This window comes from Streptomyces sp. NPDC048353 (assembly GCF_055587165.1).
This window is the reverse complement of record NZ_JBVJGU010000001.1, coordinates 1,134,648-1,157,688: the sequence shown is the minus strand read 5'-3', so window position 1 is coordinate 1,157,688 and position 23,041 is coordinate 1,134,648. Positions and strand designations below refer to the sequence as shown.

Below are 23,041 nucleotides of genomic sequence, written 5' to 3'. Positions count from 1 at the left end.
GACAGTCCTTGATCATGTCAAGGACGCCTCCGGCGCGCCCACGAAAGCTGCCGGTGCCTCAGAAAGGCACCGGCAGCGGGGTGTTGGGCCGAACGGGGCTCAGCCGACGAGGCTGTCGTCCAGCTCCTCCGACAGGTTGGACTCGGTTCCCGGGATGCCCAGGTCCTGGGCCCGCTTGTCGGCCATGGCGAGCAGGCGGCGGATCCGGCCGGCGACGGCGTCCTTGGTCAGCGGCGGGTCGGCGAGCGCGCCCAGCTCCTCCAGGGAGGCCTGCTTGTGCTCCATGCGCAGCCGGCCGGCGGCGGCGAGGTGCTCGGGCACCTCCTCGCCGAGGATCTCCAGGGCCCGCTGGACGCGGGCGCCGGCGGCGACCGCCGCACGAGCCGAGCGGCGCAGGTTGGCGTCGTCGAAGTTGGCCAGTCGGTTGGCGGTGGCGCGGACCTCGCGGCGCATCCGCCGCTCCTCCCAGGCCAGCACCGACTCGTGCGCGCCGAGCCGGGTCAGCAGGGCGCCGATGGCGTCACCGTCCCGGACGACAACCCGGTCCACTCCGCGCACCTCACGCGCCTTCGCGGCGATCGAGAGCCTGCGGGCGGCACCCACCAGGGCCAGGGCGGCCTCCGGGCCCGGGCAGGTGACCTCCAGGGAGGAGGACCTGCCCGGCTCCGTGAGGGAGCCGTGGGCGAGGAAGGCGCCGCGCCAGGCGGCCTCGGCGTCGCAGGTGGCGCCGGAGACGACCTGCGGGGGCAGCCCGCGGATCGGCCGGCCGCGGCCGTCGACCAGACCGGTCTGCCGGGCCAGCTGGTCGCCGCCCGCCACCACCCGGACGACGTACCGGGAGCCGCGCCGCAGTCCGCCGGGAGCCATCACGATCAGCTCGGAGCTGTGGCCGAAGATCTCCAGGATGTCCCGCTTGAGGCGCCGCGCGGCCATGGCCGTGTCCAGCTCCGCCTCGATCACGATCCGCCCGCTCACCAGGTGCAGACCGCCGGCGAACCGCAGGATCGACGAGACCTCTGCCTTCCTGCAGCAGGTCCGGGTGACGGGAAGCCGGGAGATCTCGTCCTTCACCGCTGCCGTCATCGCCATGGGCCGATCCTTCCATGCATCCGAAAAATACGGTCGTACGCGGCGGCCAACAGCTCCGGGTCGTGCTTCGGGAGACCGTCGGCCCGGGCGACCGGCGCCAGCTCGACCGCGGCGCCGAGCCGCTTGGCGGCGTCGGACAGGGACTCGCGGTCGGGCACGGCGGCCTCGTCGGCCAGCACCACGTCCAGGGCGAGTTTAGGGGCGTGTCGTCCCAAAACCTCCAAATGACGCTGCGGAGAGAACCCCTCGGTTTCTCCGGGCTGCGGTGCGAGGTTGAGCGAGAGGACACGCCGGGCCTTGGTCACGACCAGGGCGTCGAGCAGCTCGGGCACGAGCAGGTGCGGGATCACCGAGGAGAACCAGGAGCCGGGGCCCAGGACCACCCAGTCCGCGTCGAGGACCGCGGCGACGGCCTCGGGCACGGCCGGCGGGTCGTGCGGGAGGAGGTGCACGGACTGCACCTCGCCGGGGGTGAGCGCCACCGTCGCCTGGCCGCGGACGGTGTCCACGTCGTCCGGGCGCGCCGGGTCGTGCCCCTTGACCAGCGCCTGGAGCTCCAGCGGCACGGCGGACATGGGCAGCACCCGGCCGTGCGCGCCGAGCAGCCTGCCCACCAGGTCCAGGGCCTGCACGTGGTCGCCGAGCTGCTCCCAGAGGGCCACGATCAGCAGGTTGCCGACCGCGTGCTCGTGCAGGTCGCCCTTGGACTCGAAGCGGTGCTGGATGACCCGGGCCCAGGTCTGGCCCCAGTCGTCGTCGCCGCACAGCGCGGCGAGCGCCTTGCGCAGGTCCCCGGGCGGGAGCACGCCCAGCTCCTCCCGGAGCCGGCCGCTGGAACCGCCGTCGTCGGCGACGGTGACCACGGCGGTGAGGTCACCGGTGATCCGGCGCAGGGCGGCGAGGGAGGCCGACAGGCCCATGCCGCCGCCCAGCGCGACGACCTTGGGCTGGGCGCCGCGCCTGCGGAGCGTACGCACCGAAAGGGTGGACGTACGCCGGCGGTACGGCTTCACTCGCGCCCCATGTCCCGGTGGACGACGACGGTCTCGACCCCTTCCGCGGCGAGACGGGCGGCGAGCTTCTCGGACGTGGCGACGGAGCGGTGCTTGCCCCCGGTGCAGCCGACGGCGATGGTCACGTACCGCTTGCCCTCGCGGCGGTAGCCCGCGGCGATCAGCTGGAGCAGCTCGGTGTAGCGGTCGAGGAACTCCTTGGCGCCGGGCTGGTTGAAGACGTACGCCGACACCTCCTCGTTGAGGCCGGTGAAGGGCCGCAGCTCGGGGACCCAGTGCGGGTTGGGCAGGAACCGCATGTCGACGACGAGGTCGGCGTCGACGGGCAGCCCGTACTTGAATCCGAAGGACATGACCGTGGCCCGCAGCTCCGGCTCCTCGTCGCCGGCGAACTGGGCGTCCATCTTGGCGCGCAGCTCGTGGACGTTGAGGCTGGAGGTGTCGATCACCAGGTCGGCGTCGCCGCGCAGCTCGCGCAGCAGGTCCCGCTCGGCGGCGATGCCGTCCGTGATCCGGCCGTCGCCCTGCAGCGGGTGCGGCCTGCGGACCGACTCGAAACGCCTGACCAGGGCCTCGTCGGAGGACTCCAGGAAGACGATCCGGCGGGTGACCTGCTGGGCGTCGAGGGCGGCCAGGGACTCCCGCAGGGCGTCGAAGAACTGCCGGCCGCGGACGTCGACGACGACGGCGATCCGGGCGACGTTGCCCTGGGAGCGGGCGCCGAGCTCCACCATGGTGGGGATCAGCGCGGGCGGCAGGTTGTCCACGACGAACCAGCCGAGGTCCTCCAGGCACTTCGCCGCGGTGGACCGGCCGGCGCCGGACATGCCGGAGATGATCACCAGCTCGGGGATGGCCGCGTCGGCGGCGGTGTCGCCGTTGGCCTCCGTGCCCGTACTCATGTGTCCTGCTCCGTCTTCTCGCTGATGCCGTTCGTGCTCTTCACGCTCGGCGCGCTCTGCGTGCCGGTGCTGCTCGTGCTGGTCCTGCGGGTCGTGCGCGGTCATGCGGTGCTGCCCCCGTCGTCTTCCATGATCTCTCCTGTTGCCGTGTTCACGGCCGGTGCGGCCGGAGCCGCCTGGGCGAGGGCCACGGCGACGGCCTCGGCGGTCTTGCGGCCCATGCCGGGGACCTCGCAGATCTGCTCGATTGTCGCCTGCCGGAGCCGCTTCACCGAGCCGAAATGCTTGATCAGCGCCTGTTTGCGCGTGTCGCCGAGGCCGGGCACGGCGTCCAGGGGCCCCGTCCTGATGCGCTTGTTCCGCTTGGAGCGCTGATAGCGGATGGCGAAGTCGTGAGCCGTGTCACGTACCCGCTGAAGGAGGTACAGACCCTCGCTGGAGCGGGGCAGCACGATGGGGTCGTCGTCGCCGGGCAGCCAGACCTCCTCCAGGCGCTTGGCGAGGCCGCAGACGGCGATGTCGTCGATGCCCAGCTCGTCGAGGGCGCGCCGGGCGGCCGCCACCTGCGGCTGCCCGCCGTCGACCACGACGAGCTGCGGGGGGTACGCGAAGCGCTTGGGCCGCCCGTCGTCGGCGGGGACCTCGCCGGAACGGGCGAAGCCGCCGCCGGGGGGCGTGCCGCCGTCCGTGGCGGCGTACGGGACCGAGCCGGCCGGCGCGGACCCGTCGGGGGCCGTCCCGTCGACGAAGCCGTTCACCGAGCCGTTCGCCGCGCCGTCGACCCCCGCGGCCGCGGCCTCCGCCGCCTCGGTGTCGTCGACGCCCTCCGGGCCCCACTCCCCCGTCCGCTCCTTCTCGGCGAGGTAGCGCTTGAAGCGGCGGCTGATCACCTCGTGCATCGAGCGGACGTCGTCCTGGCCCTCGAAGCCCTTGATCTGGAAGCGGCGGTACTCGCTCTTGCGCGGCAGGCCGTCCTCGAAGACGACCATGGACGCCACGACGTCGTCGCCCTGGAGGTGCGAGATGTCGAAGCACTCGATCCGCAGCGGCGCCGAGTCCAGCTCCAGGGCCTCGGCGATCTCCTCCAGGGCCCGGGAGCGCGTGGTCAGGTCGCTGGCGCGCTTGGTCTTGTGCAGCACGAGGGCGTGCTGGGCGTTGCGCGCGACCGTCTCCATCAGGTCCTTCTTGTCCCCGCGCTGCGGGATCCGCAGCGAGACCGCCGAGCCCCGGCGTCCGGAGAGCCACTGCCCGACGGCCTCCAGGTCCTCGGGGAGGGCCGGGACGAGCACCTCCTTGGGGACCGCGTCGCCGCTCTCCTCGCCGTACAGCTGCTGGATGGCGTGCTCGACGAGCCCGGCCGTCGACACGGCCTCGACCTTGTCCGTGACCCAGCCGCGCTGGCCGCGCACGCGTCCGCCGCGGACGTGGAAGATCTGGACGGCGGCCTCCAGCTCGTCCTCCGCGAGCGCGATCAGGTCGGCGTCGGTGGCGTCGGCGAGGACGACGGCGTTCTTCTCCATGGCCCGCCGCAGGGCCTCTATGTCGTCGCGGAGCCGGGCCGCCCGCTCGTACTCCATCTCCTCGGCCGCCGCCGTCATCTGCTTCTCCAGGCGGCGGATGTACGTGCCGGTGCGGCCGGCCATGAAGTCGCTGAACTCCTCCGCCAGTTCCCGGTGCTCGTCCGGGGCGATCCGGCCCACGCAGGGGGCGGAGCACTTGCCGATGTAGCCCAGGAGGCAGGGGCGTCCGGCGGAGGCGGCGTTCCGGAAGACGCCGGCGGAGCACGTGCGGACGGGGAAGACGCGGAGCATCAGGTCGACGGTCTCGCGGATGGCCCACGCGTGCGCGTACGGCCCGAAATAGCGCACGCCCTTCTTCTTGTGGCCGCGCATGACCTGGACCCGCGGGAACTCCTCGTTGAGGGTCACCGCGAGATACGGATAGCTCTTGTCGTCCCGGTACTTGACGTTGAACCGGGGGTCGAACTCCTTGATCCAGGAGTACTCCAGCTGCAGCGCCTCGACCTCGGTGGAGACGACGGTCCACTCCACGGAGGCGGCCGTGGTGACCATCGTGGCCGTGCGCGGGTGCAGGCTCGCCAGCGGCTGGAAGTAGTTGGCCAGCCGCTGGCGCAGGGACTTCGCCTTGCCGACGTAGATCACCCGGCGGTGCTCGTCGCGGAATTTGTAGACCCCGGGCGAGTCGGGGATCTGTCCCGGCTTGGGGCGGTAGCTGGAGGGGTCGGCCATGTTCCCCACCCTACTGGCGGGAACTGACACTCCGGGTGTCCGTCCCGGTCCTCCGACCGCCCCGCCGCGCCCCCGCGGGGGGACCCGGGGAACCGACGCCGACGAGGAGTGTCGAGCGTGATCGGGAGCGGGCCGGGCCTGTCGTGCCGTGCCGTGCCTCCGGGTGCTACGCCTCCGGGCCCGCCACCAGCTTGCCGCCGACGACCCGGACGGGGACCTCGGGGAGCGGGACGGTCGCCGGACCCCGGAGGGCCTTGCCGGTGGTGACGTCGAAGCGGCTGCCGTGGCAGGGGCAGTTGCCCTCGTTGTCCTCGATCTTGTCCAGGACGCAGCCGGCGTGGGTGCACTGGGCGCTGAACGCCTTGTACTGCCCCTGGGCCGGGCAGCTCACCAGGACCCGCTGCTCGCGGTAGAGCTTGGCGCCGCCGACGGGCACCTCGTCCGGGGCACCGAGGTCGACCGGGGCGGTCGGGGTCGGGACCTGGGCGTGGCCGAGCTTGGACTCGGTGGAGCAGGCGGCGACACCCAGCCCGGCGGCACCGGCGAGGGCGGCGCCTTTCAGTACGGTGCGGCGGGTGGACTGGCCGGACATGAGCACTCCACGGTCGGATCGGGGCATGACGTGACCGACCCGACGATACCGGCGCGCTCCGAGCGTCCCCCGCCCGGGCCGGGCGTCCGCCGGGAGCGGCCGGGCCGGCGGGGCTGTGCCCGCCCCGGGCATGGGCTACGTTCACGGCGTGATCGTCGTCGCCGGTGAGTCCCTGATCGACCTGGTCCCGGACGGGGCCGCCGCCCCGCCCTCTCCGCTGGGCCCGCTGGTGCCCAGACCCGGCGGCGGCCCGTACAACACGGCCGTGGCGCTGGGGCGGCTCGGCGCGGAGGTGGCGTTCTGCTCGCGGGTCTCCACGGACGCCTTCGGCGAGGCCCTGGTGGCCGGGCTGCGGACGGCGGGGGTCTCCGACGTCCTCGTCCAGCGCGGGCCCGAACCGACGACCCTGGCGATCGCGACCCTGGGTGCGGACGGTTCGGCCCGGTACGGCTTCTACGTCGAGGGCACGGCGGACCGCCTCTTCGCCCTTCCCCCGTCCCTGCCGGCGGGGGTGCGGGCGCTCGCCTTCGGCACCTGTTCGCTGGCTCTGGAACCGGGGGCGAGCGCGTACGAGGCGCTGCTGCGGCGCGAGTCGCGCCGGGGCGCCTTCACGCTCCTCGACCCGAACGTCCGGGCCGGGCTGATCCCGGACGCGGCGGCCTACCGGGAGCGCTTCGCGGGCTGGCTGCCGTACGTCTCCCTGCTGAAGCTCTCGGAGGAGGACGCGTCCTGGCTGGGCGGCACTCCGGCGGAGTGGCTGGCCCGGGGCCCGTCGGCGGTGGTCCTGACCCGGGGCGCGGAGGGTCTGACGGTCTTCACGCCGTCGTACGAGGTGTCGGTGCCGTCGGTCCGGATGCCGGTCGTGGACACGATCGGCGCGGGCGACACGGTGAACGCGGCGCTGCTGCACGGCCTGGCGGACCGTCCTGTCGGGACGCTGGACGCCGGGGCCTGGAGCGACCTTCTGACGTACGCGGCGCGGGCGGCGGCGCTGACCTGCACGCGCGCGGGGGCGGAGCCTCCGTACGCGCGCGAACTCGGCTGAGGCCGTGGCGCGGCTGTCCCCCGCGCCACGGCCCCGGGCTCACGCCTTGCGGGCGCGGGTCACCGTCTTCTTCGCGGCGGTCTTCTTCGCCGCCGGTGCGGCCGTCTTCTTGGCGGGCGCCTTGGCCGTCGTCTTCTTGGCGGCCGTCTTCTTCACCGTCCCGGAGCCGCGGCGGGCGGCCGGGATGGCCGCGTCGCTGATCCGGTCCGCGCCGAGGATCTCGCGGAGGAACTTGCCCGTGTGGCTCGCGGGGACCGACGCAACCTCCTCCGGGGTGCCCTCGGCGACCACGAGTCCGCCGCCGCTGCCGCCTTCGGGGCCCATGTCGACGACCCAGTCCGCGGTCTTGATGACATCGAGGTTGTGCTCGATGACGATCACGGAGTTGCCCTTGTCGACCAGGCCGGACAGGACCTTGATCAGCTTCGAGATGTCCTCGAAGTGCAGACCCGTCGTCGGCTCGTCCAGGACGTAGACCGTGCGGCCCGTCGAGCGCTTCTGGAGTTCGGAGGCGAGCTTGACGCGCTGCGCCTCGCCGCCGGAGAGGGTCGGCGCGGACTGTCCGAGGCGGACGTATCCGAGCCCCACCTCGTGGAGCGTGCGCAGGTGGCGGGCGATCGTCGGGACGGCCTCGAAGAAGTCCAGCGCCTCCTCGATCGGCATGTCCAGGACCTCGGCGATGGACTTGCCCTTGTAGTGGACCTCCAGGGTCTCCCGGTTGTACCGGGCGCCGTGGCAGACCTCGCACGGGACGTAGACGTCCGGGAGGAAGTTCATCTCGATCTTGATGGTGCCGTCGCCGGAGCAGTTCTCGCAGCGTCCGCCCTTGACGTTGAAGGAGAACCGGCCGGGCAGATAGCCGCGGACCTTCGCCTCCATCGTCTCGGCGAAGAGCCGCCGGACGTGGTCGAAGACGCCGGTGTAGGTCGCCGGGTTCGACCGCGGGGTGCGGCCGATCGGCGACTGGTCGACGTGGACGACCTTGTCGACGAGGTCGTCGCCCTCCACGCGCGTGTGGCGCCCGGGGACCGACTTGGCGCCGTTCAGCTCGCGCGCCAGGTGGGTGTAGAGGATGTCGTTGACCAGGGTCGACTTGCCGGAGCCGGAGACGCCGGTGACGGCCGTGAGGACCCCCAGGGGGAAGGAGACGTCGATGTCCTGGAGGTTGTTCTCCCGGGCGCCGTGCACGGTGAGCCGGCGCGAGGGGTCGACGGGACGGCGGATGTCCGGCGTCCCGATGGCCCGGCGGCCGGAGAGGTACTGCCCGGTCATCGACTCCTCGTTGGCGAGCAGTTCGGCCAGGGGCCCGGAGTGGACGACCTTGCCGCCGTGCTCGCCGGCACCGGGACCGATGTCGACGACCCAGTCGGCGACCTTGATCGTGTCCTCGTCGTGCTCCACGACGATGAGGGTGTTGCCCATGTCCCGCAGGCGGACCAGGGTCTCGATGAGCCGGTGGTTGTCCCGCTGGTGCAGGCCGATGGACGGCTCGTCGAGGACGTAGAGCACGCCGACGAGGCCGGAGCCGATCTGGGTGGCGAGCCGGATGCGCTGGGCCTCGCCGCCGGAGAGCGTGCCGGCCGCGCGGTTGAGGGAGAGATAGTCCAGGCCGACGTCGACGAGGAAGCGCAGTCGTTCGTTGACCTCCTTCAGGACCCGCTCGGCGATCTTCTTGTCGCGGGCGTTGAGCTTCAGGCGGCCGAGGAAGTCGGCGCAGTCGCTGATCGACATCGCCGAGACCTCGGCGATGGAGCGCTCCATGACCGTGACGGCGAGGACGATCGGCTTGAGGCGGGTGCCCTCGCAGGTGGGGCACGGCACCTCGCGCATGTAGCCCTCGAAGCGCTCGCGGCTGGAGTCGCTCTCGGCCTCGCTGTGGCGCCGCTTGACGAAGGAGACGGCGCCTTCGAAGGCGGGGGTGGTGTACGCCCGCTCCCGTCCGTAGCGGTTGCGGTAGCGGACCTCGACCTGGGTCTTGTGGCCGTGCATCAGGGCCTTCTTGGCCCGCTGCGGGAGTCCGGCGTACGCGATGTCCGTACGGAAGCCGAGCGCCTGGGAGAGTCCGCCGATGAGCCGGCCGAAGTACTCCCTGGTGTGGCCGTGGGACCAGGGGTGGATGGCGCCCTCGTCGAGGGACTTGTCCGGGTCCGGGACGATCAGCTCGGGGTCGACCTCCATGCGGGTGCCGATGCCCGTGCAGTCGGGGCAGGCGCCGAAGGGCGAGTTGAAGGAGAAGGAGCGTGGCTCCAGCTCCTCGAAGGAGAGGTCGTCGTACGGGCAGTAGAGGTGCTCCGAGTACATCCGCTCGCGCTCGGGGTCGTCCTCGGCGAGGTCGACGAAGTCGAGCACGACCATGCCGCCGGAGAGACCGAGCGCGGTCTCGACGGAGTCGGTGAGCCGGCGCTTGGCGCCTTCCTTGACGGTGAGGCGGTCGACGACTACCTCGATCGTGTGCTTCTCCTGCTTCTTCAGCGTCGGCGGTTCGCTCAGCTGTACGGTCACGCCGTCGACGCGGGCCCGGCTGTAGCCCTTGGTCTGGAGGTCGGCGAAGAGGTCGACGAACTCGCCCTTGCGCTCGCGCACGAGGGGCGAGAGGACCTGGAAGCGGCTGCCCTCGGGCAGCTCCAGGACCCTGTCGACGATGGCCTGCGGCGACTGCCGCGAGATCGGCCGGCGGCACTCGGGACAGTGCGGCTTGCCGATGCGCGCGAAGAGCAGCCGGAGGTAGTCGTAGACCTCCGTGATGGTGCCGACCGTCGAGCGCGGGTTGCGCGAGGTCGACTTCTGGTCGATGGAGACGGCGGGCGAGAGACCCTCGATGAAGTCGACGTCCGGCTTGTCCATCTGGCCGAGGAACTGCCGGGCGTACGACGAGAGCGACTCGACGTACCGGCGCTGTCCCTCGGCGAAGATCGTGTCGAACGCGAGGGAGGACTTGCCCGACCCGGAGAGCCCGGTGAAGACGATGAGGGAGTCACGCGGGAGGTCGAGCGAGACGTTTTTCAGATTGTGCTCGCGAGCGCCACGAACGATGAGACGGTCGGCCACGCCGGTCCGCACCTTTCTTGAGAGAGCGGAGGCACAGGGAGGGGGTCACAGGATGTCCGATGTGCCTGAATGTGTGCCTGCATACCCAACAACCAAGGATGCCGGATGCTTCCTGCGAGCCTATAGCACGCACATTCGATTTCCGGCCGTGCACCGACCGCTTCACCCGAACGAGTGGCGGCGCTAGGGTCGGCGCCATGATCGACCACGTACGTGACCTGGACTCTGTACGCCAGGCGACCGACCGACTCCTCACCGCGGCCGCCGCATGGGACAACGCGGCGGTGGCCCTGCCGTCACGGCTTCCCGGCTGGAGCCGCGGCCATGTCCTCGCCCACCTCGCCCGCAACGCCGACGCTCTGGTGAACGTCCTCCAGGGCCGGCCCATGTACATCTCCGCCGAGGCGCGCGACGCCGACATCGAGCGGGACGCCGCCCGCCCCCTCGACGCGCAGCTCGCCGACGTCCGCGCGACCGCCGCGCGGTTCGACGCCCTGGGCGCCGAACCCGCCGACTGGGAGCGGACCGTGGAGCTCCGCAACGGCGTCACCGACCGCGCCGCGCGAATCCCCTTCCGCCGCTGGGTGGAGGTCGCCCTGCACCACGTCGACCTCGGGACCGGCTACGAGCTGGAGGACCTGCCGGAGGAGTTCGTCCAGCGGGAGATCGACTTCCTGACGGAGCGGTTCCGCGGGCACCGGGACGTGCCGCCGACCGGCGTCCGGGCCGAGAGCGGCCGGGAGTGGACGACCGGCGGCGGGGCGTCCGGCGGCCCGGTGACCGTGTCCGGGCCCGCGCCGGAGCTGCTCGGCTGGCTCGCCGGACGCCGCGACGGCTCGGCCCTCAAGGTGGAGGGCGGTCCGCTCCCGCAGCTGCCGGCGTTGTGACCCTCAGCGTCGGCGCCCGACGCCCGGGGGGTGTCTTGTCACGACCCCGGCAGGAGCGGCCCGAAAGGCCCTAGGCTGGCACCCATGACGTACAGCGGAGCAGTGAAGGTCGGCGGACCTGCGGACGTGCACGAGCTGTCGGACCTGATGATCTCCAAGGTCGCAGTGGGCCCGATGGACAACAACGCCTATCTGCTGCGCTGCCGGGCGACCGGCGAGCAGCTGCTGATCGACGCGGCCAACGATGCCGAGACGCTGCTGACGCTGATCGGTGACGACGGCATCGCCTCCGTCGTCACCACCCACCAGCACGGCGACCACTGGCAGGCCCTCGCCGCGGTGGTCGCCGCGACCGGCGCGCGGACGTACGCCGGCGCGTACGACGCCGACGGGATCCCGGTCCCGACCGAGGTGCGCGTCGAGGACGGCGACACGATCCGGGTCGGCCGGGTCGAGCTGACCGCACGGCACCTGGTCGGTCACACCCCCGGCTCGATCGCCCTGGTCTACGACGACCCGCACGGCCACCCGCACGTCTTCACCGGCGACTGCCTCTTCCCCGGCGGCGTGGGAAACACCTGGAAGGACCCGGAGGCCTTCGCCAGCCTCCTCCACGACGTCCGGACCAAGCTCTTCGACGCCCTGCCCGACGAGACCTGGGTCTATCCCGGGCACGGCAAGGACACCACCCTCGGCGACGAGCGGCCGCATCTCGCCACGTGGCGCGAGCGCGGCTGGTAGCGGCCGCTCCCGGCCCGTGCGGACGGGCGCACGGCCTCGGGTCGTGCGCTCCCACGCGCCCCCGTAACCCTCCCCGTCGACGGGTAGTTGGCGCGGCATGCACGACAGTCACTCTCCGCGTCCGCCGTCCGCTCCCTCCATGGCGCGGCTCGCCGCCGCCTCCCTCGTCGGCACGGCCATCGAGTTCTTCGACTTCTTCGTCTACGGAACGGCCGCCGCGCTCGTCCTCGGCCCGCTGTTCTTCCCGACCTTCTCCCCGCTCGCCGGGACCCTGGCCGCCTTCGGCACCTTCGCCGTGGGCTTCGTCGCCCGCCCGCTCGGCTCGGCCCTCTTCGGCCACATCGGCGACCGCTACGGACGGCGACCGGTCATGTTCGCCTCCCTGGTGCTGACCGGCTGCGCCACGGTCGCCGTCGGCTGTGTCCCCACGTACGCGACCCTCGGCATCACCGCCCCCGTCCTCCTCCTCGCCCTGCGGTTCCTGCAGGGGCTCGGGCTCGGCGGCGAGTGGGGCGGGGCGGTGCTGCTGACGGCCGAGCACGCGCCCGCCGGGCGGCGCGCCCTGTGGTCGAGCTTTCCGCAGATCGGCCCCCCGGTGGGGTTCCTGCTGGCCAACGGCGTGATGCTGGCGCTCTCCGCCGGGCTGACCGACGCGCAGTTCCGCGAGTGGGGGTGGCGGGTGCCGTTCTGGGCGGCCGGGCTGCTCGCGGCGGGCGGTCTGCTGCTGCGCTCCTCGCTGGCGGAGACACCGCAGTTCGAGGCGCTGAGCGCGGCCGGAAAGCGGGCGAACGCGCCTCTGGCGGAGGTGGCGCGCGATCACTGGCGTCTGGTGCTGCTGACCGCCGGCGCGCTCGCGGTGGGGTACGCGGTCTTCTACACGGTGTCGACCTGGGCCCTGGCGTACGGCACCGAGCGGCTGGGGATCGACCGCACGGTGATGCTGGTCTGCGTCATGGGGGCGGTGGCGATCAGCGGCGTGGTGACGCCGTTCGTGGCGATCCTCGGCGACCGGCACGGCCGTCGGCCGCTCTGCCTGGTGGGCTGCGCCGCCTCGGCGCTCTGGATGTTCCCGATGGTGGCCCTGCTGCACACCGGCCGGCCGGTGCTCATGTTCCTCGGCTTCACGGGCGCGTTGCTGGCGTTCATCACGATGTTCGCGGTGGTCGCCGCGTACCTCCCGGAGCTGTACGAGCCGAGGGTGCGGTGCACGGGCGCGGCGGTCGGCTACAACCTCGCCGGGGTCCTCGGCGGGGCGCTGACGCCCATCGTGGCGACGGCCGTCTCGACCGGCGCGGGCACGCCGTGGGGCGTGGCGGTCTATCTGACGGTGGTGGCGCTGGTGAGTCTGGGCTGCTTCGCGCTGCTGCCGGAGACACTGCCGGCCCGCGAGGAGGCCCCAGAGCTGGCGCGGGTCTAGGGCATCGCTTGGGCTCCCGGGGGGGCCGGAGACGCGCCGCGGCCGGCGCGGGCGGTGGTGTACCGCCCGCGCCGGCCGCGGTGCTCTCTTGTACCGGCGTGTCGTGCCGTCGGGACGGTCAGGCCTCGACGCTGTCCTTCTCGGCCTCGCCGGCCTCGGCCGCCTCGCGCTGCGCCTGCTTCTTGGAGGCGATCAGGCTGGTGATCGTGGTGATGACCAGGACGCCGCAGATGACGGCGAGCGAGAACGGGATGGAGATCTCGGGGACGTGCACCCCGGATTCGTGCAGTGCGTGCAGCACCAGCTTCACGCCGATGAAGCCGAGGATCACCGACAGGCCGTAGCTGAGGTGGACCAGCTTCTTCAGCAGGCCGCCGATCAGGAAGTACAGCTGTCGCAGACCCATCAGGGCGAAGGCGTTGGCGGTGAAGACGATGTACGGGTCCTGGGTCAGGCCGAAGATCGCGGGGATCGAGTCGAGGGCGAAGAGGATGTCGGTGGTGCCGATGGCCAGCATGACGACCATCAGCGGCGTCAGCACCCGCTTGCCGTTGACCTGGATGAAGAGCTTGGTGCCGTGGTACTTGTCCGCGACGCCGAACCGCTTCTCGACGGACTTGAGGAGGCGGTTCTCCTCCCACTCGTCCTCGTCCTCGTCGGCGCGGGCCTCCTGGATGAGCTTCCAGGCGGTGTAGATCAGGAACGCGCCGAAGATGTAGAAGACCCAGGAGAAGCTGGCGATGATCGTGGCGCCGGCGGCGATGAAGATCGCGCGGAGCACCAGGGCGATCAGCACACCCACGAGCAGCACGCGCTGCTGGAGGTGGGAGGGCACCGAGAACTTCGCCATGATCAGGACGAAGACGAAGAGGTTGTCGACACTGAGCGACTTCTCGGTGATGAAGCCGGCGAAGAACTCGCCCGACGCCTGGCTGTTGCCGAAGAACAACAGACCGAGGCCGAAGAGCGCGGCCAGGACGATCCAGACGATCGTCCAGATTCCGGCTTCCTTGATCGACACGTCATGGGGCTTGCGCCCGATGAGGAAGTCGATACCGATCAGGGCGGTGAGACCGAGAATGGTCAGCACCCAGAGAGTCATTGAAACGTCCACTGCGCCTCCGGCGTCGTACGGCTACTGATCAGCGTCGTCGCTGCCGGAGGTCTCTTCCACCCGGGACCGTCCGTGACGGGCCGGGCCGACGCCCCGGGATCAGACCGCTCACGATCTGTCCGTATTGACGGGAACGCCGCACATGGGGAGTACTCCCCTCCGCGCCATGAAGACTACCCGAAGACCCAAGAAAAGGTAAAGGAGAGGGTAAAGAGAGCCCAAGGAGGCAGGTCAGCGGCCCCCTTGGCGACGGGCCTCGGCGACCTGTGCCAGGACCGTACGGAGCACATGGCTCCCGTCCGGGATGCGCGGCGGCTCGTACGTCCACGCGTGACCGACCCACGGGTCGGCGAGGTGGTCGTCGGCCACCGGGGTGATCCGGAGCAGGGAGCGCCACAACGGATCGAGGACGGGGCCGTACGCCGAGGCCTCCTCCCGGTCCGCCACCATCATCAGGTGGACGCCGACGGACGGGCCCTCGTCGGCGAGGTAGCGGAGCTGGGTGACCGCCCGGTCGTCGAAGCCGTGCGGGAAGTCGTGGACGATCAGCAGCTGCTCGGCGATGTCCACGCCGGGCGGCAGCGCGTCGGGGGCACCGGCCCGCACGGCCATCTGGACCAGGTCGACCCGTTCGGTGAGCCGGGCCAGGACGGCGCCGACCCCGGCGGCCCCGGCGGCCGGAGGGCTCGCGAGGACCCCCGCCTCGGCGAGCGGGGCGAGGGACGCGGCGCCCGCGCCGGCCGGGTCGATGACATGGACGGTGAACTCGCCGGAGGGGTACACGGCCAGCAGCCGGGCGGCGTGCGCGACGGCGGTGTCCAGCGCGAGGCGGCGCAGCTCCGTCTCGTCGAGCAGGTTCGCCGCCTCGGAGTGGCCGCGGCCGCTGTCCACCCACAGTCCGCGCTCCAGCGGGAGGCGGACCAGCATGGGGATCCGCAGCCCGGTGCGCTCGGGAAGGTGGAGGTCGCCCAGGCGCACGGCCATCGGGACCTCCATGGGGACGCGGTAGGCGTGCCAGACGGGGTTGTCCCAGCGGGCGAAGGCGGTGGGCAGGGCCGGTTCGACGACCTCGGCCTCCGCCGCCAGCTGGTCGAGGTCCCGGTCCAGGGCCTCCTGGGCGCGGGCGGTCAGCTCGTCGTGCCGGGAGCGGGCCGCCTCGCGGGCGGCGTCCCCGGCACCGCCGATCCGGCTGCGGGGGTCGGACAGGGCCCGGTCGATCTCCTGGTCGAGGCGGGACTCGGCGAAGTCGCAGGCGCTGCGGTACGCGGCGGTGCTGCGGGCGAGGTCCTCGAACATGCCCCACACCTGGTTGTAGAGCCGCTCCTCCATGGACCACCCGGAGGCGTCCCCGGCGACGGGAACGGGCGGGGCCTGGGCCGGCTGAGGCTGGGGGGCGGCCGCCTGGCGGCGGGGGTGGGCGTAACTGATGCCCCCGCCGGGGGTCGGGGCGCCGGAGGCCGCGGCCGAGGCGGGGGCCGGGGGCGTGACGGGGGCCGGGGGCGTGACGGGCGCGTCGGCGGGCAGGGCGGGCGTGGTGGCCGGCGGGGGCGTCACCGGCAGCGTCGGAGCCGCGTCGGAGGCCGCCACGGGCGAGGAGTGGCGTACCCGCTCGGTGTCGGGGACGCGCGGCGGCGGGGCGGAGACGGAACGGGCCATGCCCCGGGCGACGGCATCCAGGACGGTCGCCGCGAGTTCCGCGGGCCGCTCCACGCCCTGGTCGCCGAGCATGGCCGCGAGGCCGCCTTCGTACCCCTGGCCGACGGCGCGGACCTTCCAGCCGCCCTGGCGGCGGTACAGCTCCAGGGCGACGACGGCGGACTCCCGGTCGAGGCCGGTGAGGGTGAAGCTGGCGATCTCGACGCCGTCGAGGCCGGTGACGGCCACGAAGGGGGCGGCGACGGCGCCGAAACAGGACGGCCCGCCGACGCCGACGGGCAGCGCCAGGAGGACCGAGACCCGGTGCACGGCGTGCGGCAGCGCTTCGAGGTCGACGGCGAGGCGGTGGTCGGCGGCGGCCTGCTGCGAGACCTCGATGCCGGGCAGCGAGGGCGATCCCGGATGGGCGATCCACTCGACGCCGGCCACCCTGCCCCCCTCGTCGCCGAGGGTGGCTCCGGCGACGACCGCATGCCCGGCCGACACCCGGACCTCCAGTCGGGTGTGGGGCAGGGGGTGGTTCTGCCCGCGGACCAGCTCGGCCGTCATCGACTCTGTCCCCTCAGCGTCTTTCCGTGTGGATCATGTGGGACAGCTCCCGGCGGCCTGCTGCCTCCGGGAGCTGTGGGTTCGCCTGCGGGTGCCGTCTACAGATGCGGCAGGATCGCGGGCATCAGGTCCTGGAACGTCCGGCCGTTGGCCGGGTTGCCCAGGGCGGTCATCTGCCAGCCGGAGCCGGCCCGGTGCACCTTCGCCATGATCTGCGCGGTGTACTGGCCGCCGCCGTCCAGGGTGTAGCGCGCGAGCTCCTGGCCGTTGGTCTCGTCGACGATCCGGCAGAAGGCGTTCTGGACCTCCTGGAACGTCTGACCGGTGAAGGAGTTCACGGTGAAGACGATCTGGTCGATGTGGACGGGGACGCGCTGCAGGTCGACCAGGATCGACTCGTCGTCGCCGCCCTGACCGGCGCCGCCGACCAGGTTGTCACCGGTGTGACGGACCGAGCCGTCGTCGCTGACCAGATGGCGGAAGAAGACCACGTCCACCGGCTGCTTGTCCGCGAAGAGCACCGCGGAGGCGTCCAGGTCGACCTCCCGGGTGCGCGAGCCGAACAGTCCGCGGCGCGGAGCCGCCTGCCAGCCGAGCCCCATCCGTACCGAGGTAAGGGCGCCCCCGCCCTGCTTCTCCAGGCTGATGGCCTGACCCTTGGTCATGTTGACCGTCACGCGCTGTCCCCTCTCGTTGCGATCCCCGCGGCCGTCTCTGCTGTGCGTGCGGTTGGCAGCACCCTACGCAGGGGGGCGGACGGCGCAGCAGCCGCCGTCCGGTTTTGTGTCGGTCTTGCAACACACCGGACGGCGTCCGGGGCGCGGCGCTGTCAGGCGAGACCCGCCTCCTTCATCTGGCGCAACTCCTTCTTCAGCTCTCCCACTTCGTCACGGAGCCGGGCCGCCACCTCGAACTGCAGCTCCGCCGCGGCGGCGCGCATCCGGTCGGTCATCTCCTCGATGATCGACGCCAGTTCGGTGGCCGGCCGGTCGCCCAGCTCGAGGGTGGAACCGGCCTTTCCGCCCTTGCCCTTGACGCTGTGGGCGGCGAGGGAGGGCACGGGGGCCTTGGCGCTCTTGCCGTCCTTGCCCTGGCGGTACCCGGTGCCCAGCAGCTGCTCGGTGTCGACCTCCTCGCGCGCGATCGTGGCGACGATGTCGTTGATCTTCTTGCGCAGTGGCTGGGGGTCGATGCCGTGGGCGGTGTTGTACGCGATCTGCTTCTCGCGGCGCCGGTTGGTCTCGTCGATGGCCTTCTCCATCGCGGGCGTGATCGTGTCCGCGTACATGTGGACCTGGCCCGAGACGTTGCGCGCCGCGCGGCCGATGGTCTGGATCAGGGAGGTGCCCGAGCGCAGGAAGCCCTGCTTGTCGGCGTCGAGGATGGCGACGAGGGAGACCTCGGGCAGGTCGAGGCCCTCCCGGAGCAGGTTGATGCCGACCAGGACGTCGTACTCACCCGCCCGCAGCTCGCGCAGCAGCTCGATACGGCGCAGGGTGTCGACGTCGCTGTGGAGGTAGCGGACCTGGATGCCCAGCTCCAGGAAGTAGTCGGTGAGGTCCTCGGACATCTTCTTGGTGAGGGTGGTGACGAGGACGCGCTCGTCCCTCTCGGTGCGCAGCCGGATCTCGTGGACCAGGTCGTCGATCTGGCCCTCGGTGGGCTTGACGACGACCTCGGGGTCGACCAGGCCGGTGGGGCGGATGATCTGCTCGACGAAACCGTCGCCGCGCGACAATTCGTACGCCCCGGGGGTGGCGGAGAGGTAGACCGTCTGGCCGATCCGCTCCTGGAACTCCTCCCACTTCAGCGGGCGGTTGTCGAGCGCCGAGGGGAGCCGGAAGCCGTGGTCGACCAGGGTCCGCTTGCGGGAGGCGTCGCCCTCGTACATGGCGCCGATCTGCGGCACGGTGACGTGCGACTCGTCGATGACGAGCAGGAAGTCCTCGGGAAAGTAGTCGAGGAGGGTGTTGGGCGCGGAGCCCGGCTCGCGGTCGTCGAAGTGCATCGAATAGTTCTCGATGCCGGAGCAGGAGCCGATCTGGCGCATCATCTCGATGTCGTACGTGGTGCGCATGCGCAGGCGCTGGGATTCCAGCATCTTGCCCTGCTTGTCGAGCTCGGCGAGGCGGGTCTCGAGTTCCCGCTCGATGCCGTTGATCGCCTTCTCCATGCGCTCAGGACCCGCCACATAGTGGCTGGCGGGGAAGACGTACAGCTCTCGGTCGTCGCTGATGACCTCGCCGGTGAGCGGGTGGAGCGTGGAGAGGGCCTCGATCTCGTCACCGAACATCTCGATGCGGACGGCGAGCTCTTCGTAGACCGGGAAGATCTCGATGGTGTCGCCGCGGACGCGGAAGGTGCCGCGGGTGAACGCCAGGTCGTTGCGCGCGTACTGGATGTCGACGAAGCGGCGCAGCAGCTGGTCCCGGTCGATCTCCTCGCCCACCTTGAGCGAAACCATCCGGTCGACGTACTCCTGGGGCGTACCGAGGCCGTAGATGCAGGAGACGGAGGCGACCACGATGACGTCACGGCGGGTGAGCAGCGAGTTCGTCGCGGAGTGGCGCAGCCGCTCGACCTCCTCGTTGATCGAGGAGTCCTTCTCGATGTAGGTGTCCGACTGCGGGACGTACGCCTCGGGCTGGTAGTAGTCGTAGTACGAGACGAAGTACTCGACGGCGTTGTTCGGCAGGAGCTCGCGGAACTCGTTCGCCAGCTGGGCGGCCAGCGTCTTGTTCGGCGCCATCACCAGCGTGGGGCGCTGGAGCTTCTCGATCATCCAGGCGGTGGTCGCGGACTTTCCGGTGCCGGTGGCACCGAGCAGGACGACGTCCTTCTCGCCGGCGCGAACGCGCCGGTCGAGGTCGGCGATGGCCGTCGGCTGGTCGCCGCTGGGCTGGTAGGGACTGACGACCTCGAAAGGCGCCACCGTACGTTCGATCTGGGAAACGGGCCGCATGCAACCACCGTACGACCCCCCACTGACAGTCGGGCGGTGAACGGGGCGCGGGCCGGGCGACGGCGGCCCGGTCACCAGTCCTGGGAGCGGTGGACGCCGCGCTGGGTGCCGCCGCGGCCGCCCCGGCGCGCCCCCCGGCCCGACGGCGGCTTGGCCGCCCAGTTGGCGGGCTCACCGTAGGCGGCCGGGCGGCGCGGCGCGGGCACGCCGGGCCGGGGGCCGCCCTGGGAGGCGGGGCGCTGCCAGTCCGGCTCCCCCATGACGAGCAGCGGGTCGAACATCACGACGACCGCCGCCAGGAGGAGGAAGACCCCGGGGCCGATCAGCATCGGCAGCAGCAGGGAGGTGGCGGAGTCGCCGACGACCGGCGAGGTGCCCTCGGCGTACAGGTTGACGTGGACCGCCGCCATGGCGGTGTAATGCATGCCGCTGACCGCGAGGCCCATCACCATGCTGGCCCCCAGGCTGGCCAGGAAGCCGTGCACCGAGACGGCGGCCCAGAGGGCGGCGGTGGCCGCCACGACCGCGATGACCACGGAGAGGGCGACGGTGGGGGTGTCGTACTCGATGCGCCCGTGGAGCCGCATGCCCGCCATGCCGAGGTAGTGCATGGTGGCGATGCCGAGGCCGGTGATCGTGCCGCCGGTGACCAGGGTGAGGCGCGTGGCGCCGCGGTACCCGACGATGAAGATGCCGATGCCGACCATGAGGACGGCGACGCCGAGACTCGCGAAGGTCAGCGGCCGGTCGTAGCCGATGGGGACCTGCCGGACCGAGAAGCCCATCATGGCGATGAAGTGCATCGTCCAGATGCCGGTGCCGATCGAGGTGGCGCCCAGGACCAGCCAGCCGGCCTTGAAGCTCTCCCGGTTGCGCAGCGATCTGGTGGTGCAGCGCAGCCCGAGGGCGCCGCCGAGGCAGGCCATGAGGTAGGCGGCCACCGGCGTGACCAGGCCGTAGCTGAATCCGTCGACCGTGCCCTGCATGAGCGTGAGTCCTCCACCCGTGGCGCAACGTCGTCCGAAAACAGTCGGTACCGCTGAGTAGTACTACGGGGCGAGATTATGGCGCGCGGGCGGCCGCACGACCACGCGGTCCGGGAATTGGTACGCGTGGGGCCGGCGTGATGCCCGACCGTGTTGTCAGTGCCGGGTCGTACCGTGGGCGGCATGGACACCACGGTGGAATGGGCGGTCGTCGAGAGCTCCATCGGCCCGCTGTTGCTGGCCGCGACCGATCGCGGCCTGGTAAGCGTGGTCTTCCATGCCGACGAGACGGTGCGGGAGCGGGCGCTCGACCGGCTCGCCGGGCAGCTGGGAGCCGCTCCGGTGGAGAGCGGCACGGGCCGGCTCGCCGAGCCGATACGCCGGCTCGCGGAGTACTTCTCCGGTGATCTGCACCGCTTCGACATACCGCTGGACTGGACGCTGACGGCCGGATTCAACCGGCAGGTGCTGCGCGCGCTGGCGGACTCTGTGCCGTACGGGACGGTGGTGGGGTACGGAGACCTGGCGAAGCGGGTGGGGCAGCCGGGCGCGGCCCAGGCGGTCGGGGCGGCGATGGGCTCCAACCCGCTGCCGCTCGTCGTGCCGTGCCACCGGGTGGTGGAGAGCGACGGCGGGCTCGGCGGCTTCGGTGGCGGCCTAGAGACGAAACGGAGACTGCTCGCCCTGGAGGGGGTCCTGCCGGAGCCACTGTTCTGAGGGGGGCGGGCGCCGCGGGGCGCCGGACCGGCGGGGCCGGGGGGCCGGGGGTGCGGCGGCTGGACCTCCCGGGGCCAGGCACCGGGAGGCCAGGGGGCCGGGCGTCGGGGGGTGCCGGACCGGCGGGGCCGGGGGGCCGGGGGTGCGGCGGCTGGACCTCCCGGGGCCTGGCACCGGGAGGCCAGGGGGCCGGACCCCCAGGGCCAGGGCCCGCCCGGGGCGTACGGCGTTCCCCTGGCGCCGCCCGGCTGGCACACTCCCGTAAGTGACCGAGACACCCGGCGCCCCTGACGCCACCGCAGCCGTCCCGCCCCGGCCCATACCCGTCCCGGCGGGCCCCGAGATGACGGCCCTGCGCCGACGGATCCAGGCCGTCCTGATCGCCAGCCAGATCCTCGGCGGGCTCGGCATCGCCATCGGTGTCGCCCTCGCCGCGGTGCTCGCCAAGGACGTCAGCGGCACGGAGGCCCTGTCCGGTCTGGCCTCCACGGCGACCGTGGCCGGCCCCGCACTGCTCGCCATGCCGCTCGCCGCCCTCATGGCCTCCCGGGGCCGCCGGTCAGGACTGGTGTTCGCCTACCTGATGGGCGCCCTCGGCGCCGGCGTCGTGGTCCTCGGCGCGGTCCTCGACAGCTTCCCGCTGCTCCTGGTGGGCCTGGTCGGCTTCGGCGCCGGGTCCTCGGCCAACCTCGCGGCCCGGTTCGCCGCCGCCGACCTCGCCGAGGCGGACCGCCGGGGCCGCGCCATCTCCACGGTGGTGTGGGCGACCACCATCGGCGCCGTCCTCGGCCCGAACGTCGCGGCGCCGGCCGGGGAGAGCGTCTCCGGGTTCGGCATCCCGGCCACGGCCGGCCCGTTCGTCTGGGCGGCCGGGGTGTTCCTCGTCGCCGCGGTCATGGTCGCGTTGCTGCTCCGCCCCGACCCGCTGCTCACCGCCCGTGCCCTCGCCGGCCCCGAGGACGGGGAGGCGGCCGCCGGCCGCTCCCTCAAGGCGGGGATGCGGGCCGTGCGGGCGTCCACCCGGGCCCGCCTCGCCCTGGTGACCGTGGCCGCCTCGCACACCGCCATGGTCTCGATCATGTCGATGACCCCGGTGGCGCTGAGCCACCACGGGGCGGGCATCCAGCTGATCGGTCTCGTGATCAGCGTCCACATCGCCGGCATGTACGCTTTCTCGCCGGTGATGGGCTGGCTCTCGGACCGGCTGGGACGGCTGACGGTGATCGGCCTCGCGGTCGGCCTGCTGGCGGTGGCCGCGCTGCTGGCCGGTACGGCGGGGGCGAGCCACGGACAGACCGCCCTGGGCCTCTTCGTGCTGGGCCTCGGCTGGTCGGCGGGGCTGGTCTCGGGGTCGGCGCTGCTGACGGACTCGGTGCCCCAGGCGGCCAGGGCGGCGGTCCAGGGCCTGTCCGACGCCACCATGAACACGGCGGCGGGCATCGGCGGCCTGGTGGCGGGCCTGATCGTCGCGCAGGCCGGCTACGGCTGGCTGAACGTGGTGGGGGCGTGTCTGCTGCTGCCGATGGCCGCCCTGGCGGTACGGGGAGCGGTCCGGCCGGGGGCCCTAAAGGCCTGAGGCCACCGGGCCCGGGGCGTCTGTAGCCGCCGGGGGCCGGGGGGCGCCTGAAGCCCCTGACGCCCCTCCCAAATCCCTCTCCTCCGCGGGCTCAGAGGCTGATGTGGTACGCCTTGCGCAGCGTCTCGTGGACCGTCCAGGTGGTCCGGTCCCCCTCGCGCAGCACGCAGGCGTCCCCCGGCCCGATCTCCAGGACGTCCCCGCCCTCGACGGCGACGGTGGCGCGTCCGCTGACCACCACGAAGAGTTCGTTGGCCTCCGTGTCCGTCACCACCCCGGGCGTGATCTGCCAGATGCCCCGCACCTGCTTGCCGTCCGCGGACTCCCACAGGACCTTGCCGGTCACCTCGGGCGTACCCGAGACGATCTGGCCGGGATCGAGCGGCTCGGGCTCCAAGTCCGTGTCGGCGATGTGAACGGCGAAAGAGGGGTGATCATGTGTCGTCATGGGCGGTGACTGTAGCCGGGGCCCGCCGACCGGCGACGGGCGGCACCCGT

Annotated in this window: 18 protein-coding genes; 6 read left to right on the top strand and 12 right to left on the bottom strand. The window is 72.2% G+C overall.

The window, feature by feature from the left end; translation table 11 throughout:
• Nucleotides 1-99: 99 nt before the first annotated feature.
• The 5 genes from whiA to ACZ6RC_RS05120 form a co-directional block, all read right to left on the bottom strand.
• Nucleotides 100-1,089, bottom strand: coding sequence for a DNA-binding protein WhiA (gene whiA / locus ACZ6RC_RS05140; protein ID WP_365715207.1), 990 nt, complete (start codon nt 1,087-1,089; stop codon nt 100-102).
• The gene (locus ACZ6RC_RS05135; protein WP_391140598.1) at nt 1,080-2,102 is read right to left on the bottom strand and encodes a gluconeogenesis factor YvcK family protein; all 1,023 of its coding nucleotides are present in this window, start codon (nt 2,100-2,102) and stop codon (nt 1,080-1,082) included. The genes whiA and ACZ6RC_RS05135 overlap by 10 nt, the downstream gene beginning before the upstream one ends.
• Nucleotides 2,099-3,109: an RNase adapter RapZ gene (gene rapZ, locus ACZ6RC_RS05130; RefSeq protein WP_391140599.1), complete on the bottom strand. Its 1,011-nt coding sequence runs from the start codon at nt 3,107-3,109 to the stop codon at nt 2,099-2,101. The genes ACZ6RC_RS05135 and rapZ overlap by 4 nt, the downstream gene beginning before the upstream one ends.
• Nucleotides 3,106-5,253 (bottom strand): excinuclease ABC subunit UvrC, encoded by a 2,148-nt coding sequence (gene uvrC, locus ACZ6RC_RS05125; RefSeq protein WP_469579358.1) that lies wholly within the window; start codon nt 5,251-5,253, stop codon nt 3,106-3,108. Before uvrC ends, rapZ begins: the two co-directional genes overlap by 4 nt.
• A 166-nt stretch (nt 5,254-5,419) precedes the next feature.
• Nucleotides 5,420-5,845 (bottom strand): Rieske (2Fe-2S) protein, encoded by a 426-nt coding sequence (locus tag ACZ6RC_RS05120; RefSeq protein WP_391140601.1) that lies wholly within the window; start codon nt 5,843-5,845, stop codon nt 5,420-5,422.
• Between the two features lie 148 nt (nt 5,846-5,993).
• On the opposite strand from ACZ6RC_RS05120, the gene ACZ6RC_RS05115 reads away from it, so the two are divergent.
• A complete protein-coding gene (locus ACZ6RC_RS05115; protein WP_469579356.1) occupies nt 5,994-6,890 on the top strand; it encodes a carbohydrate kinase family protein in 897 nt (298 codons plus the stop codon).
• A 39-nt stretch (nt 6,891-6,929) separates the two neighbouring features.
• On the opposite strand, the gene uvrA is transcribed toward ACZ6RC_RS05115, so the two are convergent.
• Nucleotides 6,930-9,938 carry an excinuclease ABC subunit UvrA gene (uvrA, locus tag ACZ6RC_RS05110; RefSeq protein ID WP_391140603.1) on the bottom strand — a complete coding sequence of 1,003 codons (3,009 nt, stop codon included), beginning with the start codon at nt 9,936-9,938 and terminating at the stop codon, nt 6,930-6,932.
• 197 nt (nt 9,939-10,135) lie between these two features.
• Between uvrA and ACZ6RC_RS05105 the strand changes: the two genes are divergently transcribed.
• The 3 genes from ACZ6RC_RS05105 (at nt 10,136) to ACZ6RC_RS05095 (ending at nt 12,983) form a co-directional block, all read left to right on the top strand.
• Entirely contained in the window at nt 10,136-10,825 is a 690-nt protein-coding gene (locus ACZ6RC_RS05105; RefSeq protein ID WP_469579354.1) for a maleylpyruvate isomerase family mycothiol-dependent enzyme, read from the top strand.
• A gap of 84 nt (nt 10,826-10,909) precedes the next feature.
• Complete coding sequence (locus ACZ6RC_RS05100; protein WP_469579352.1) at nt 10,910-11,566, top strand: MBL fold metallo-hydrolase; 657 nt, start codon at nt 10,910-10,912, stop codon at nt 11,564-11,566.
• A 139-nt stretch (nt 11,567-11,705) separates the two neighbouring features.
• Complete coding sequence (locus ACZ6RC_RS05095) at nt 11,706-12,983, top strand: MFS transporter (protein ID WP_391140606.1); 1,278 nt, start codon at nt 11,706-11,708, stop codon at nt 12,981-12,983.
• A gap of 118 nt (nt 12,984-13,101) precedes the next feature.
• Here the strand turns inward: ACZ6RC_RS05095 and ACZ6RC_RS05090 are convergent, their stop codons facing one another.
• From ACZ6RC_RS05090 to ACZ6RC_RS05070, 5 genes are all read right to left on the bottom strand, one after another.
• A complete protein-coding gene (locus tag ACZ6RC_RS05090) occupies nt 13,102-14,097 on the bottom strand; it encodes a TerC family protein (protein WP_453615138.1) in 996 nt (331 codons plus the stop codon).
• A 231-nt stretch (nt 14,098-14,328) separates the two neighbouring features.
• Nucleotides 14,329-16,302 carry a TerD family protein gene (locus ACZ6RC_RS05085; RefSeq protein ID WP_469579349.1) on the bottom strand — a complete coding sequence of 658 codons (1,974 nt, stop codon included), beginning with the start codon at nt 16,300-16,302 and terminating at the stop codon, nt 14,329-14,331.
• A gap of 98 nt (nt 16,303-16,400) precedes the next feature.
• A complete protein-coding gene (locus ACZ6RC_RS05080) occupies nt 16,401-16,979 on the bottom strand; it encodes a TerD family protein (RefSeq protein ID WP_391140609.1) in 579 nt (192 codons plus the stop codon).
• Between the two features lie 152 nt (nt 16,980-17,131).
• On the bottom strand, nt 17,132-19,264 hold the full coding sequence (uvrB, locus tag ACZ6RC_RS05075) for an excinuclease ABC subunit UvrB (protein WP_469579347.1): 2,133 nt from the start codon (nt 19,262-19,264) through the stop codon (nt 17,132-17,134).
• Nucleotides 19,265-19,335: 71 nt separating this feature from the next.
• Nucleotides 19,336-20,250 (bottom strand): MHYT domain-containing protein, encoded by a 915-nt coding sequence (locus ACZ6RC_RS05070; RefSeq protein ID WP_391140611.1) that lies wholly within the window; start codon nt 20,248-20,250, stop codon nt 19,336-19,338.
• Nucleotides 20,251-20,433: 183 nt separating this feature from the next.
• Between ACZ6RC_RS05070 and ACZ6RC_RS05065 the strand changes: the two genes are divergently transcribed.
• Nucleotides 20,434-20,967 (top strand): methylated-DNA--[protein]-cysteine S-methyltransferase, encoded by a 534-nt coding sequence (locus ACZ6RC_RS05065; RefSeq protein ID WP_469579344.1) that lies wholly within the window; start codon nt 20,434-20,436, stop codon nt 20,965-20,967.
• 265 nt (nt 20,968-21,232) lie between these two features.
• Nucleotides 21,233-22,543 carry an MFS transporter gene (locus ACZ6RC_RS05060; protein ID WP_469579342.1) on the top strand — a complete coding sequence of 437 codons (1,311 nt, stop codon included), beginning with the start codon at nt 21,233-21,235 and terminating at the stop codon, nt 22,541-22,543.
• A 91-nt stretch (nt 22,544-22,634) separates the two neighbouring features.
• Here ACZ6RC_RS05060 and ACZ6RC_RS05055 read toward each other — a convergent pair whose 3' ends face one another.
• The gene (locus tag ACZ6RC_RS05055) at nt 22,635-22,991 is read right to left on the bottom strand and encodes a cupin domain-containing protein (RefSeq protein ID WP_453615153.1); all 357 of its coding nucleotides are present in this window, start codon (nt 22,989-22,991) and stop codon (nt 22,635-22,637) included.
• Between the last annotated feature and the right edge of the window lie 50 nt (nt 22,992-23,041).